The sequence below is a fragment of the Micromonospora musae genome (genome assembly GCF_003626635.1).
GTDB lineage: Bacteria > Actinomycetota > Actinomycetes > Mycobacteriales > Micromonosporaceae > Micromonospora > Micromonospora musae.
The window spans coordinates 181,257-194,253 of sequence record NZ_RAZT01000003.1 but is presented as its reverse complement, the minus strand read 5'-3'; the positions used below and the strand labels follow the sequence as shown (position 1 = coordinate 194,253).

The following is a 12,997-nucleotide window of genomic DNA, read 5'->3' as shown; positions in this document are numbered from 1 at the left end:
CTCGTGAAGTATGAGGCAGGCACTCGCTCTGAGCAAAGCGGCGCTCGGCTGGGCGGCGCGCTTCTACGGGCACCACCCGCTGCTCGTCATCGGGCTGTCGCTGGTGCCGACCGTGCAGCGGTTCCTCGTCGTACGCTTCGACGTGGCGACGCCGGTGGCCGTCACCACCGAGGTGCTGGTCGTGCTCGTCCGGCTGCTCCTGCTGCTCCTGACCGCCGGGCTGATGCTGCGGGAGTTGGCGGCGACCGGAATCGACCGCCGAGCGGCCTGGTCCCGGCTCACCGCCGGGATCGACGCCCGGCCGGTGGCGTTCTGGCTGCAGTGGGTGGTCCTGGCGGCCGCGTTCGTCGTCTTCGACGTCATTCCCAACGCCGTGATCGCCGCCGCCGTGCCGGAGGCGAGCCGGGAGACGGTGACCGCGGTCGTGGTGGCGGTCAAGAACCCGACCGTCATCGCGTTCACCTTCCTGTGGCTGGTCGGGATCGCCCGGACGCTGATCGTGGCGCCCGTCGACGACCACCCGCCCGTCGACACACCCGCGGACGCCCGGCCCGCCTGACGGCGCGCCGGCCCGTCAGAGGTCGTGGCGAGCCGACCAGACCCGGGCGGAGACGTCGGCGATGAGCGCGCAGGCGTCGGCGTCGTCCTCGTCGTCGCCTTCGGCGTCGCGGGTGGTGCAGACGACCACGGCGTACGGGGCGGCGTCGTCGGGAAAGACCACGCCGGCGCCGTGCCGGACGCCGCGGACCCAGCCGTTCTTGTGCGCGATCCGGGTGCCCGGTGGCAGGCCGGCGGCGAGGTCCTCGCGGTGCTCCTGGGCGACGAGCACGTCCAGCATCTCGGCGCAGGCGGCCGGCGAGGCGATGGGGCCGGGACGGGTGGCGCCGGTGGCGAGCGCGCCGAGCAGGGCGGCCAGGTCCGCGGCGGTGACGAGGTTGGTGATGCCGTTGTCGCGGGCGGCGAAGTCCTCGATGCCCCGGCCGGTGACGCTGTGCCGGGCGCCGGCGAGCGACCAGACCTCGGCGACCGCGGGCAGGCCGACGTGGCCGATCACCAGGTTGGTGGCGAGGTTGCTGGAGCGGACGATCATGCGGTGCGCGAGCCAGCGCAGCGGCGCGGTGCCGCCCACCCGCGCCCACACCGCGTCGTCGTTGTCGTAGTGCTGGGCGCAGGTGAAGCGGGGGGCGCCGGGCTGCGCCGAGTCGAACGAGTTGACCACCGGAACCGGGGCGTCCAGGTCGAGGGCGCCCGCCTCGGCGGCGCGGTGCAGGGCGGCGAGCACCGCGGCCTTCATGGTGCTGGCCGCGTAGTGGGTGGCGTCCGCCCGGCGGGTCCAGGCGGGTTCGGCGTCCGGCCGCCCCACGTACGCGGAGACGGTGCCGGGCACCGTGTCGAGGTGCGCGTCGAGGTGCTCCCAGGTCATGTCGGTGACCGTAGCGGATCATGGCGCTCTACGGGGCGACGGCCGGACGGCCCGGGGGCTAGCGTGCGGGAATGCCGACCGCCGCGTACGACGACATCGCCGACTGGTACGAACGGTTCGCCTCCGACACCTCGGCCGACTACATGGACCGGGTGCGCGTCCAGCTCACCGACCTGCTCGGCTCCGCCGCGGGTCACCGGTGCCTCGATCTGTGCTGCGGCACCGGGGTGCACGCCGCGCACCTGCGGGCGCTGGGCTGGCAGCCGATGGGCGTGGACCTGTCGGCCGGGCAGCTGCGGTACGCCCACGGGCGGCTGCCCGTGGCACGGGCCGACGTGACCCGGCTGCCGGTCGCCGACGGCTGCGTGCCGGCGGTGACCTGCGTACTCGGGCACACCGATCTGCCCGACTACTCGGCGGTGATCGCGGAGGCCGCCCGGGTGCTGGCTCCCGGCGGACGCTTCGTGCACGTGGGCGTGCACCCGTGCTTCGTCGGCGCGTTCGCCGATCGGTCCGACCCGGCGCGGGCGGTGGTCGACGGCGGCTACGCCGACCGTGCGCGCACCCGTCGCGGCTGGAACCCGAACGGGGTGCGTGCCCGGGTCGGCGCCTGGCACGTGCCGCTCGCCGACCTGCTGAACGCGGTGACCGAGGCGGGGCTGGTGCCGACCCGGTTCCAGGAGTCCGGCGCCACAGCGATCCCCGATCTGCTCGCCCTCCAGGCCACCAAACCCTGACCGACCCACCCGGCCGACCCACCCGGCCGACCCGCCCGGCCGACCCACCCGGCCGACCCGCCCCGCCCGAGCCACGTTGATCATGAAGTTATCGCCTCGACACGCCGTGTGGGAGAGCAACAACTCCATGATCAACGCGGCCGAGGAGGGAGGGAGGGGGAGAGGGGTGGGGATGTGGGGGAGCCCGGCCTGCCGGGTGGGGCGGGCCGGGCTCCGAGGTGCGTGGGGTGGATCAGCCGGCGTGCTTGCGGCGGGCCGCCGCCCGACCACGCTGCTGCTGGTCCAGCACCACCTTGCGGATACGCACCGCGGCGGGGGTCACCTCGACGCACTCGTCCTCGCGGCAGAACTCCAGGGCCTGCTCCAGCGAGAGCTTGCGCGGCGGGATCAGCTTCTCGGTCTCGTCAGAGGTCGAGGCCCGCATGTTGGTGAGCTTCTTCTCCTTGGTGATGTTGACGTCCATGTCGTCGGAGCGCGAGTTCTCTCCGACGATCATGCCCTCGTACACCTCGGTGGTCGGCTCGACGAAGAGCTGGCCGCGCTCCTGCAGGTTGATCATCGCGAAGGAGGTGACCGCGCCGGACCGGTCGGCGACCAGCGAGCCGTTCTGCCGGGTCCGCAGCTCGCCGAACCACGGCTCGTAGGACTCGAAGACGTGGTGCAGGATGCCGGTGCCCCGGGTGTCGGTGAGGAACTCGGTACGGAAGCCGATCAGGCCACGGGCCGGGACCAGCCACTCCATCCGGATCCAGCCGGTGCCGTGGTTGACCAGCTGCTCCATCCGGCCCTTGCGGGTCGCGAGGAGCTGGGTGATCGCACCCAGGTACTCCTCCGGGGCGTCGATGGTCAGCCGCTCCACCGGCTCGCAGGTCTTCCCGTCGATCTCCCGGGTGACCACCTGCGGCTTGCCGACGGTCAGCTCGTAGGACTCCCGGCGCATCTGCTCGACGAGGATGGCCAGCGCCAGCTCGCCGCGGCCCTGCACCTCCCACGCGTCCGGGCGCTCGGTCGGCAGCACCCGCAGCGAGACGTTGCCGATGAGCTCCTTGTCGAGCCGGTCCTTGACCATCCGGGCGGTGACCTTGGCGCCCTTGACCCGGCCGACCAGCGGCGAGGTGTTGGTGCCGATGGTCATCGAGATGGCCGGCTCGTCGACCGTGATCAGCGGCAGCGGGATCGGGTCCTCCGCGTCCGCCAGGGTCTCACCGATCATGATCTCGGGGATGCCGGCGACGGCGATGATGTCGCCCGGGCCCGCCGACTCGGCCGGCTTGCGCTCCAGCCCCTCGGTCATCAGCAGCTCGGAGATGCGTACCCGCTGGGTGCTGCCGTCGGTGCGGCACCAGGCCACCGTCTGGCCCTTGGTGATGGTGCCCTGGCGGACCCGGCACAGCGCCAGCCGGCCCAGGAACGGCGAGGCGTCCAGGTTGGTGACGTGCGCCTGAAGCGGCGCGTCCTGCTCGTACGCGGGCGCCGGGATCGTGTCCAGCAGGGTGCGGAAGAGCGGTTCGAGGGAGGTGCTGTCGTCCGGCACCGCACCGTCGGCGGGCTGGGTCAGCGAGGCGATGCCGTCGCGGGCGCAGGCGTAGACGATCGGGAAGTCGATCTGCTCCTCGTCGGCGTCCAGGTCGAGGAAGAGCTCGTAGGTGTCGTCCACGACCTCCTTGATCCGGGCGTCCGGCCGGTCCACCTTGTTGATCACCAGGATGATCGGCATGCGGGCCTTGAGTGCCTTGCGGAGCACGAAGCGGGTCTGCGGCAGCGGACCCTCACTGGCGTCGACCAGCAGGACGACCCCGTCGACCATGGTGAGGCCGCGCTCGACCTCACCACCGAAGTCGGCGTGGCCGGGGGTGTCGATGATGTTGATGGTCACCGGGTCCGAGCCGTCGGCCGGCATGTAACGCACGCCGGTGTTCTTGGCCAGGATCGTGATGCCCTTCTCCCGTTCCAGGTCCATGGAGTCCATCACCCGGTCGGTCACCTCGGCCCGGGCGCCGAACGCGCCGGCCTGCCGCAACATGGCGTCGACCAGGGTCGTCTTGCCGTGGTCGACGTGGGCGATGATGGCGACGTTGCGGAGGTCGGTGCGTAGCTGCATACCCTCCATACTCTCCTGTCCGAGGTTGCCGGTTCCGCCTCGGGGTCATCCCCCGAAATGGCCCGGATCTGTGGTGGAAGTCCTGTCCCAGCCGTGGGCACGGCTGGCATGCTGACCCTCGTGTTCATGGGGGCCGAGTGCACGACCTGCTGACCTTCGTGCAGGGTCTACCGCCCCTGCTGATCTACCTGGTCGCCGCGCTGATCGTCGCGGGTGAGACCGCCGTGATCTTCGGGCTGCTGGTGCCGGGAGAGGCGACCCTGCTGCTGGTCGGCTTCCTAGCGTACGCGGGGACGTTACGGCTCGCCCCGGCGCTGCTCGTGATGATCGGCGCAGCCGTGATCGGAGACACACTCGCGTTCCGGGCGGGTCGCCGGTACGGGCCGAAACTGCGCGCCAGCGGGCTCGGCACCCGGGTCGGGCCGGAGCGCTGGCAGCGGGCCGACGCGCTGCTCGGCCGGCTCGGTGGCCGGGGCGTCTTCACCGCCCGCTGGATCGCCTTCGCCCGCACCCTGGTGCCCCGCCTGGCCGGCGCCGCCGGAATGCCGTACCGGCGCTTCGCGCCCTGGAACCTGGCCGGGATCGTCGGCTGGGTGGGGGGCTCGGTCCTGGTCGGCTACGTGGCCGGTGAGTCGTACGAGACGGTCTCCCGGCTGCTGGGCCGGGCCACCGGCGCGGTGCTGGTGCTGCTCGCCGCCCTGGTCGCGGTGGTGCTGACCGGGCGTTGGCTGGGGCGAAACCCGGACCCGGTCCGGGCGCTGCTGACCCGGGCGACCGCCCTGCCGCCGGTGCGCTGGCTCGCCGGCCGGTACGGGGTGCTCTTCTTCCTGCTCGCCATGCGCATCGGGCCCGGCTGGACCCTCTTGCTCAACCTGACGGCCGGGCTGTTGTTGCTCTTCGCCGCCGGTCTCGCCTTCGCGGGGCTGCTGAGGTTCGTGGTGCGCAACAGCGGGTTGGCGCTGGTGGACGACGCCATCGCCGGCTGGTTCGCGGACCGGCGTACCTCGGGGGCGGTCGAGGTCGGTCTCGCGACCGTGTCGGCGCTGCGCGTCCCGGTGGTGATCACGCTGGTCGCGGTGGTGGCGGCGGTGCTGGCGTGGCGGCAGCGCTCCTGGCGGGCCGACCTGCTCGGCCTGGTCGGCACGGTGGGCGCGTTCGTCCCGCTGCTGGTGCTGGCCCTCGCCGCCCACCTGGCGGGCTCCGCCGGGTCCGGCCCGGACGATGTGCTCTTCCCCACTCAGAACGCGGTGGTGACGGCGAGCCTCTGCACGCTCGCCTGGTTGCTCTCCCGCAACACCCGCTGGCCGGTGGCCGTGGCCGCCTGGACGGGCGCCGCCGCCGGTGTGGTCTACCTCGGCGGGGCTCGTCTCTACCTGGGGCTGAGCACGGCCAGTGGGACGATCGCCGCCGTCCTGCTCGGGGTGCTCTGGACGGCGGTCTTCATGGTGGCGTGGGCGACCCGGAACCGGGCGCTCGGCGGGACGGGGCAGCCTGCGGCGGTGGCGCCACGGGCATCGGAGAACCCGCCGGCGGACGAGGCCGAAGGCCCGGCGGCGACGCCGGAAGGGGCCGGGGAGCGGCCGCACCCGGTGGAGCCCGGCTAGCGCGGGCGAGGTCACCCGGGTCGCGCGGGCCGGCGGCGCGCCGAGCGCGTGGGCGGGTCAGCCGGGCGTGCCCGCCCGATCCCGGTCCCCGGTCGTCGGCGTCGCCGCCGCGTGCGCCGGATCTTTGCGCCGGGAGAGCGCGCCGGGCCACCAGAAGCGCCGGCCGAGCAGCAGCACGATCGCGGGCACCAGCAGCGTACGCACCAGCAACGTGTCCAGCAGGACGCCCAGCCCGACGATGACGCCGATCTCGGTGAGCAGGACCAGCGGCAGCACCCCGAGCACCGCGAAGACGGCGGCCAGCAGGACGCCGGCGCTGGTGATCACGCCGCCGGTGACGGCGAGGGAGGTGCGGATGCCCTGCCGGGTGCCCTCGGTGACGGCCTCCTCTCGGGCCCGGGTGGCGAGGAAGATGTTGTAGTCCACTCCGAGCGCCACCAGGAACAGGAACGACAGCAGCGGCACGCTGGTGTCCAGGGCCGCGTAGCCGAGCACCTGGGTGAAGAGGAAGGTGCTCGCGCCGAGCGCGGCGAAGAAGGTGCCGACCACCGTGGCGACGAGCAGCAGCGGCGCCACCAGTGAGCGCAGCAGTACGAGGAGCACGAGCAGCACCACCGCGAGGACCAGCGGTACGACCACCTTGAGGTCGCGTACGGCGGCGTCCCGGGTGTCCAGGTTGGTGGCGACGGTGCCGCCGACCCGGGCGTCGGCGTCGGGTACCCGGTGCACCCGGTCCCGTAGTTCGCGGATGGTGTCGTAGCTGGCGCTGCTGTCCGGTTCGGCCGTCAGCACCACGTCCACGCCGACCAGCTCGGCGGTACGCCCCGTGGGCCGGGCGGTGGCGACGCCCGGGGTGCCGGTGATCGCCGCGAGCAGCGCCGCCTCGGCGTCGACCCGTCCGACGACGACGGTCGGGTCGGCGGTGCCGGCGGGGAAGTGCCGGCTGACCGTACGCAGACCGTCGATGGACTCGGCCTGTACCCGGAACTGTTCGGTCTTGCTCAGCCCCAGCCGGGCACCGGAGAGCCCGGTGCTGAGCACGATCAGCAGGACCAGCGCGCCGGCGAGCACGGCCCGGGGTCGGCGGGCGACCAGGTCGCCGACGCGCGCCCAGCCGCCGCTGCGGGTCGGTTCGGCCTGCCCGGGGCGGGGCACGAAGGGCCAGAAGAGGCCGCGTCCGCAGACCGCCAGCGCGGCCGGCAGCACGACCAGACCGAAGAGCGCTGCGGTGCCGATGCCGACGGCGCCGGCGACGCCGATCGCCCGGTCGTTGCGCAGCACGGCGACGGTCAGCGTGAGCAGGCTCAGCACGACGGTGGTGGCGCTGGCGGCGATCGCCGGGCCGGCCGAGGTCAGCGCGTGCCGCAGCGCGTCGCGCCGGTCGGGGCGGCGGCGTAGCTCCTCCCGGTAGCGGGCGATGAGCAGGAGCGCGTAGTTCGTGCCGGCGCCGAAGACCAGCACGTCGACGATGCCGGTGGTGGAGGGGTCGATGGGTAGGTCGACGGCGCGACTCACGACGGCGATCAGCGCGTTGGCCACGACGTCGGCGGTACCCACCACGGCCAGTGGCACGAGCCAGAGCCACGGGCTGCGGTAGGTGACGATCAGCAGCGCCGCCACCACGGTGACGGTGACCAGCAGCAGCGTGAGGTTCGTGCCGTCGAACGAGGAGGCGACGTCGGCGCGGAAGCCGGCGCCGCCGCTGACCTGGGCGGTCAGTCCGGGCGGCAGCCCGTCGCGGGCGGTGGCCCGCAGCCGCTCCACGGCCTCGCTGATCGCGTCCGAGCCGACGTCGGCGGGCAGCGGTACGGCGAGCAGGGCCGCGCGCCGGTCGGGGGAGTAGACCGGTGGGGAGATCGGGCCGGTGCCGAGCGGGGCGAGGGCGGCGGCGTCGGCGGTGATCGCCGCCTCGTCCTGGGCGCTGAGCGGGTCGCCGGCCCGGGAGTAGACGACGAGGGCCGGGTTCAGCTGCCCGTCGGGGAGCTGCCGGGCGAGGGCGGCGGCCTGGACCGACTCGGTGCTCGCCGGTAGGGCGCCGGTCGGGTCGTTGCTGGTGCGCGCCGCGCCGCCGAACGAGAGCAGGGCGCCGGAGAGGGCCACGGCGATCAGCAGGACGGCCCACGCGCTCCACCTGCCGCTGACCGCCCCGGCCACCCGCCGTCCAGCCGTACGCAGAGCCATCCTGATTCTCCTGCCCGTCAAGTATCTTGATAATCGAGATTATTGGTGGGTGGACTAGGCTGCAACTCGAGAGATCGCAGCGGGGGGACGACGGCGGGTGACGGCGCACGGCATGTACCGGCGGCGCGACACCGAGCGCGCGCGGCTGGTCGCGGAGATCGCCGGTGACCTGCGGCGCTACTCGTCCGACGCGCAGCACATCGGGCACGCCTTCGCCGCCCTGCACGGGCTCAACGCCACCGACCTGCAGGCGCTGATCGCGGTCATGGACGCCGAACTCGCCGGCGACCCGATCACCGCCGGCCGGCTCGGTACGCAGCTCGGCCTCTCCTCCGGCTCCGTCACCGCTCTGGTCGATCGGCTGGAGCGCGCCGGCCACCTCCGCCGGGACCGCGCCACCGCCGACCGGCGCAAGGTCCTGCTGCGCTACGCCGACCGTGGGGCCGCGCTCGCCACCGCGTTCTTCGGGCCGTTGGGGACGCGTACCGACGCCGTGGTGGCGGGGTTCACCGACGACGAGTTGCAGGTGGTGCACCGCTTCCTGCGGACGATGGCCGAGTCGACGCGGGAGTACCGGGACGAGGTGCGGGCGGCTCGCACCGAGCCGTCCCGGGATCCGTCCTGACGCCGCCGAACGCGTCCACACCGGACGCTCGTACGTCACCCTGAGTGAAGACAGTGCGGGTCCGCTTAGGTTGCGTTCGTCACCCGTCCGAAGTGGTGATCGCCACCGTCTAATGTGAATGCGAAGGCTCTGACCTGGGCGTTTGCTCGAACGCCGAGCTATGGTGGGGTCAACGCCCGGCGCCGTGCATCAGTAGGCCGGGCTCGAGCGTCGACTCCACCCAATCACGTGATGTAACGCCGCGCCCGGCCCCCATCCATCGGAAAGGGGGGAGATCATGACCCGGGCTCCGGCGAACCTCATGGCCGTACGAAGCCTGCTCCTCGCTCACCTCAACGTCGACAAGACCCGAGTTCGCGACGTGGACCTCGAACCCGCGGAGGTGGGCATCGTCGGCGACCCCGCGCACCGGGGCGGATACCACTGCGGCTCGGACCGGGTGGTGAGCAACGACTACTCCGTCGTCGAGTCGTCCCGGGACCGCAACGGGCTGACCCTGGACGCGGCCGCGCTCGACGTGGGCCAGTTCCGGGTGACGTCCGGGGGCCGTACCCATGACCTGCGCAGCTTCTCCACCTGGTGTGTCGGCCAGTGCACCGCGGGTGCCGCGGACACGCGCGACCTTCGGGAGATCATCTACAGCCCGGACGGCCGGGTCGTCCGCCGGTGGGACCGGCTGGGCCGGCGTACCAGCGGCGACAACTCGCACCTCTGGCACACACACTTCAGCTTCTTCCGTGACTCGATCAAGGCGGGCCGGGACCAGACCCCGCTGTTCCGCCGCTACCTCACCAGCATCGGCCTTCTGGAGGATGAGATGAGCGAACAGGCAGAACGAGAGATCCACTCCGTGTACACCGGGATGTTCTTCGGTGGCAGCTCGATGGGGCGTTCGGTCGACCCGGACGGCAGCGGCAGTCAGAAGGCGAGCAACAGCCTGGTGGCGAAGCTCGACTACGCCATGCTGCGAATCGACGCGTTGACCAGCCAGTTGACGGCCCTCGCCGGTCGGGACTTCACCGACGAGCCGGCGATCGTCCAGGGCGTGCTGGCCTCACTCACGCCCGAGAAGATCGCTGCCGCGATCCCGCCGACCATGGCCCGGCAGGTCGCCGACGAGCTCGCCCGCCGGCTGGCCGCCTGAGTCGTGGGTGGGCCGCCCAGGCCCGAGGGCGGCCCGCCCACCCTGTTCACAACGATTGTTGCGCAATCATCATTGCGCAAGGACTCTTGCGGATGTCATGCTGCTGGTCATGGGCAACCACGACGTACGCCAGGTCACCGACTCCCGGGTGCTGGCCGCCATGTCCCACCCGCTGCGCCGCCGGCTGATGGACGTGCTCAAGGTGCACGGCCCCACCACCGTCGGCCTGCTCGCCGAGCGCACCGGTCAGGCGCCCGCGAACGTCAGCCACCACCTCAAGGTGCTCGCCGGCGCCGAGCTGGTCACCGAGGCGCCGGAGCTGGCCCGGGACCGGCGCGAGCGGTGGTGGCGGCTGGTCAGCCGGGGCCTGCGCTGGTCGAACGCGGACTTCGACGCGGACCCGGCGACCCGGGCGGTGGCGGACGCCGCCACCTCGCTCAACCTGGACCGGCACGTCGGGCTCGCCCGCGCCTGGCACGCCGCCGACGAGAGCGCGCACGCGGCCTGGGGCGACGGCCCCTTCTCCACCGACCGCTGGCTGCACCTCAGCCCCGAGGAGCTGGCCGAGCTGAGCCGCGAGGTGATCGATCTGCTCGCCCGCTGGGCCGACCGGGAGATCCCCGACGACGGACGGGAGCGGCAACCGGTCTTCGTCTTCGCCTACGGCATCCCGGCACAGCCGTGACCGCGCTCGCCCCGGCGCCGCCCCGCCGCGCCGGGCTGCTGCGGCACCGCGACTTCCGGCTGCTCTGGGCGGCCCAGACGGTCAGCGGCATCGGCAGCAACGTGACGGCGGTGGCCCTGCCCCTGGTGGCGGTGGCCGTGCTCGACGCGAGCACGTTCCAGGTGGCCGTGCTCACCGCCGCGGCCTGGTTGCCGTGGCTGCTGGTCGGTCTGCCGGCCGGCGCCTGGGTGGACCGGCTGCCCCGCCGACCCGTCATGATCACCTGCGATCTGGCGTCGGCGCTGCTCTTCCTCAGCGTCCCGGCCGCCGCCGCGGCCGACCTGCTCAGCATCGGCCAGCTGCTGGTCGTGGCGCTCGGTGCCGGGCTGAGCCGGGTCTTCTTCGAGACCGCCGACCAGGTCTACCTGCCCTTCCTGCTCCGCCCGGCCCAGGTGCCGGAGGGCAACGCGAAGCTGCAGAGCACCCAGACCGCGAGCTACGTGGTCGGGCCGAGCCTCGCCGGCCTGATCGCACAGGCCGTCGGTGCGGTCGCCGCGCTGCTGCTCGACGCGCTGACCTTCCTGGTCTCGGCGGTGTGTCTGGCCCGGATCCACAGGACGGAACCCCGACCGTCGCGCTCGGGTCCCGCCCGGTCGCTGCGGCGCGAGATCGTCGACGGCGTCCGGTTCGTCGCCCGTGACCCGTACCTGCGGGTGATGACGCTCTTCGGCGCGGCGAGCAACATCGGGCTGGTCGGCTACCAGGCGGTGCTGGTGCTCTTCCTGGTCCGCGAGGTGCGACTCGCCCCCGGGGCGGTCGGCCTGCTGGTCGCGGCGATGAGCCTCGGCGGCATCGCGGGGGCGCTACTGGCCACCGCCGCCGGTCGCCGGTTCGGCTCCGCCCGGGCGATGCTGCTCGCGGCGGTGTTCACCGGGCCGCCGGCGCTGCTCATCCCGCTGGCCGGCCCCGGCCCGGCAGTGCTCTGGCCGGCCCTCGGCGGGGTGCTGGTCAGCCTCGGGGTCGCCGTCGGCAACGTGCTGAAGGGCAGCTTCCGGCAGACGTACCCGCCGCGCGAACTGCTCGGCCGGGTCACGGTGAGCATGCAACTGCTCAACTACGGGACCATTCCGCTCGCCGCGCTGCTCGCCGGCGCGCTCGGCACCGTCTTCGGGGTACGCGTAGCGGTGCTGGCGATGACCGGCTGGCTGGCGCTGACCCCGCTGATCCTGCTGGTCGGGCCCGTACGACACCGGCGGGACCTGCCCGCCGCCCCCGAGCCGCCGGAACGAACACGACCCGGCCCGGCGGCGCGGACGGCCGTGGACGCCTCCGCGGCCGGCGGAACCGTGTCGTGACACGCCGCAGCGGCGGTCGGGCTCGCCGACCGCCGCCGTGGCACGCCTATCTACATCGGGCGGACGTTGTCCGCCTGCGGGCCCTTCTGGCCCTGGGTCACCTCGAACTCGACCTTCTGCCCCTCGCTCAGCTCCCGGTAGCCACCGCTCTGAATGGCCGAGTAGTGGACGAACACGTCCGGGCCTCCGCCGTCCTGCTCGATGAAGCCGAAGCCCTTTTCCGAGTTGAACCACTTAACCGTGCCGGTTGCCATGCGTCTCTCCCTGTTCAAAACGGCTGACCACCGGCCGCCGACCGATGATCGCCCTGTATCACCCCCGACAGTAACGGGCCAAAGGCCCATCCGCTGGGCGAAGTGCCGCAGGTAATCGGGTGAACTCTTCTGGCGACCCGGAGAAATCCGCGCGGTCGCACCCGGGCTGGGGCATGCTTGCGCCGGTGAGGGATGCCGCGGTCGCCGCCCTGTCCGAGCTGGAGCGCGAAATCGGCGCGCCGGGGGGCGGGATGGACCGACTGCGGCTGGTGCCCACCCCGTTCGTGCCCGAGGTGCGGCTGCACGTGGCCGAGGACCCGATCCTGTGGTGGGCGCGGATGGAGGCGTCCGCCGGGCGGCGCCTGCCACCGCCGTACTGGGCCTCGGTCTGGGCCGGCGGTCAGGCCCTCGCCCGCCACCTGCTCGACCACCCCGACCTGGCCGCCGGCCGGCGGGTGCTGGACCTGGCCGCCGGGTCCGGGCTGGTGGCGATCGCCGCCGCCCTCGCCGGGGCCGAACAGGTGACGGCGAACGACATCGACCCGTACGCGATCGCCGCCGTGACCGTCAACGCCCGCGCGAACCGGGTACGCGTCGCGGCCACCGGTGACGACCTGCTCGACACGGCCGGGGACGACGCCGACCTACTGCTCGCCGGCGACGTGCTCTACGACCGCGCGCTCGCCGACCGGGTGCTGCCGTTCCTCGCCCGCGCCGCCGCGAACGGCACGGAGGTGCTGGTGGGAGATCCGGACCGGGGCCACCTGCCGGCGGACCGACTGGCGCTGGTCACCAGCTATCCGGTGCCGACCACCGAACCCGCGGTCGACTCCCCGGTGCGCCGGGTGCAGGTGCTCCGGCCGACCTGAGCACCACATGTCACCGGCTCGTACCGGATCAGGGACCACC

Annotated in this window: 12 protein-coding genes; 8 read left to right on the top strand and 4 right to left on the bottom strand. The window is 73.0% G+C overall.

Translation table 11 applies throughout. From position 1 onward, the window contains the following. Positions 1-10: 10 nt before the first annotated feature. Positions 11-559: a hypothetical protein gene (locus D7044_RS06730; protein ID WP_120688304.1), complete on the top strand. Its 549-nt coding sequence runs from the start codon at positions 11-13 to the stop codon at positions 557-559. A gap of 15 nt (positions 560-574) precedes the next feature. On the opposite strand, the gene D7044_RS06725 is transcribed toward D7044_RS06730, so the two are convergent. Continuing rightward, the gene (locus D7044_RS06725) at positions 575-1,423 is read right to left on the bottom strand and encodes a serine hydrolase (protein WP_120677922.1); all 849 of its coding nucleotides are present in this window, start codon (positions 1,421-1,423) and stop codon (positions 575-577) included. A gap of 71 nt (positions 1,424-1,494) precedes the next feature. On the opposite strand from D7044_RS06725, the gene D7044_RS06720 reads away from it, so the two are divergent. Then, complete coding sequence (locus D7044_RS06720; RefSeq protein ID WP_120677920.1) at positions 1,495-2,160, top strand: class I SAM-dependent methyltransferase; 666 nt, start codon at positions 1,495-1,497, stop codon at positions 2,158-2,160. Positions 2,161-2,392: 232 nt separating this feature from the next. Here D7044_RS06720 and typA read toward each other — a convergent pair whose 3' ends face one another. Beyond that, a complete protein-coding gene (typA, locus tag D7044_RS06715) occupies positions 2,393-4,261 on the bottom strand; it encodes a translational GTPase TypA (RefSeq protein WP_120677918.1) in 1,869 nt (622 codons plus the stop codon). A gap of 137 nt (positions 4,262-4,398) precedes the next feature. Here typA and D7044_RS06710 point away from each other — a divergent pair, with 137 nt between their 5' ends. Next, entirely contained in the window at positions 4,399-5,865 is a 1,467-nt protein-coding gene (locus D7044_RS06710; protein ID WP_120677916.1) for a DedA family protein, read from the top strand. 57 nt (positions 5,866-5,922) lie between these two features. Here the strand turns inward: D7044_RS06710 and D7044_RS06705 are convergent, their stop codons facing one another. Next, positions 5,923-8,046: an MMPL family transporter gene (locus D7044_RS06705; protein WP_120688303.1), complete on the bottom strand. Its 2,124-nt coding sequence runs from the start codon at positions 8,044-8,046 to the stop codon at positions 5,923-5,925. A 112-nt stretch (positions 8,047-8,158) separates the two neighbouring features. Here D7044_RS06705 and D7044_RS06700 point away from each other — a divergent pair, with 112 nt between their 5' ends. From D7044_RS06700 to D7044_RS06685, 4 genes are all read left to right on the top strand, one after another. Continuing rightward, the gene (locus tag D7044_RS06700; RefSeq protein WP_120678865.1) at positions 8,159-8,671 is read left to right on the top strand and encodes a MarR family winged helix-turn-helix transcriptional regulator; all 513 of its coding nucleotides are present in this window, start codon (positions 8,159-8,161) and stop codon (positions 8,669-8,671) included. A 277-nt stretch (positions 8,672-8,948) separates the two neighbouring features. Further along, on the top strand, positions 8,949-9,815 hold the full coding sequence (locus D7044_RS06695) for a hypothetical protein (RefSeq protein WP_120677912.1): 867 nt from the start codon (positions 8,949-8,951) through the stop codon (positions 9,813-9,815). 109 nt (positions 9,816-9,924) lie between these two features. After that, entirely contained in the window at positions 9,925-10,500 is a 576-nt protein-coding gene (locus D7044_RS06690) for an ArsR/SmtB family transcription factor (protein WP_120678863.1), read from the top strand. Next, entirely contained in the window at positions 10,497-11,834 is a 1,338-nt protein-coding gene (locus D7044_RS06685) for an MFS transporter (RefSeq protein WP_120677911.1), read from the top strand. The genes D7044_RS06690 and D7044_RS06685 overlap by 4 nt, the downstream gene beginning before the upstream one ends. 50 nt (positions 11,835-11,884) lie before the next feature. On the opposite strand, the gene D7044_RS06680 is transcribed toward D7044_RS06685, so the two are convergent. After that, positions 11,885-12,088, bottom strand: coding sequence for a cold-shock protein (locus D7044_RS06680; protein WP_120677909.1), 204 nt, complete (start codon positions 12,086-12,088; stop codon positions 11,885-11,887). A 251-nt stretch (positions 12,089-12,339) separates the two neighbouring features. Here D7044_RS06680 and D7044_RS06675 point away from each other — a divergent pair, with 251 nt between their 5' ends. Then, complete coding sequence (locus D7044_RS06675; RefSeq protein ID WP_233563175.1) at positions 12,340-12,957, top strand: class I SAM-dependent methyltransferase; 618 nt, start codon at positions 12,340-12,342, stop codon at positions 12,955-12,957. Positions 12,958-12,997 lie beyond the last annotated feature (40 nt).

Excerpts from the sequence above, each read along its gene's own strand:
- D7044_RS06675 (WP_233563175.1), top strand. The coding sequence starts at position 12,340 with ATGGACCGACTGCGGCTGGTGCCCACCCCGTTCGTGCCCGAGGTGCGG.
- D7044_RS06695 (WP_120677912.1), top strand. The coding sequence starts at position 8,949 with ATGACCCGGGCTCCGGCGAACCTCATGGCCGTACGAAGCCTGCTCCTC.
- D7044_RS06720 (WP_120677920.1), top strand. The coding sequence starts at position 1,495 with ATGCCGACCGCCGCGTACGACGACATCGCCGACTGGTACGAACGGTTC.
- D7044_RS06700 (WP_120678865.1), top strand. The coding sequence starts at position 8,159 with ATGTACCGGCGGCGCGACACCGAGCGCGCGCGGCTGGTCGCGGAGATC.
- typA (WP_120677918.1), bottom strand. The coding sequence starts at position 4,261 with ATGCAGCTACGCACCGACCTCCGCAACGTCGCCATCATCGCCCACGTC.
- D7044_RS06730 (WP_120688304.1), top strand. The coding sequence starts at position 11 with ATGAGGCAGGCACTCGCTCTGAGCAAAGCGGCGCTCGGCTGGGCGGCG.
- D7044_RS06680 (WP_120677909.1), bottom strand. The coding sequence starts at position 12,088 with ATGGCAACCGGCACGGTTAAGTGGTTCAACTCGGAAAAGGGCTTCGGC.
- D7044_RS06725 (WP_120677922.1), bottom strand. The coding sequence starts at position 1,423 with ATGACCTGGGAGCACCTCGACGCGCACCTCGACACGGTGCCCGGCACC.
- D7044_RS06690 (WP_120678863.1), top strand. The coding sequence starts at position 9,925 with ATGGGCAACCACGACGTACGCCAGGTCACCGACTCCCGGGTGCTGGCC.
- D7044_RS06705 (WP_120688303.1), bottom strand. The coding sequence starts at position 8,046 with ATGGCTCTGCGTACGGCTGGACGGCGGGTGGCCGGGGCGGTCAGCGGC.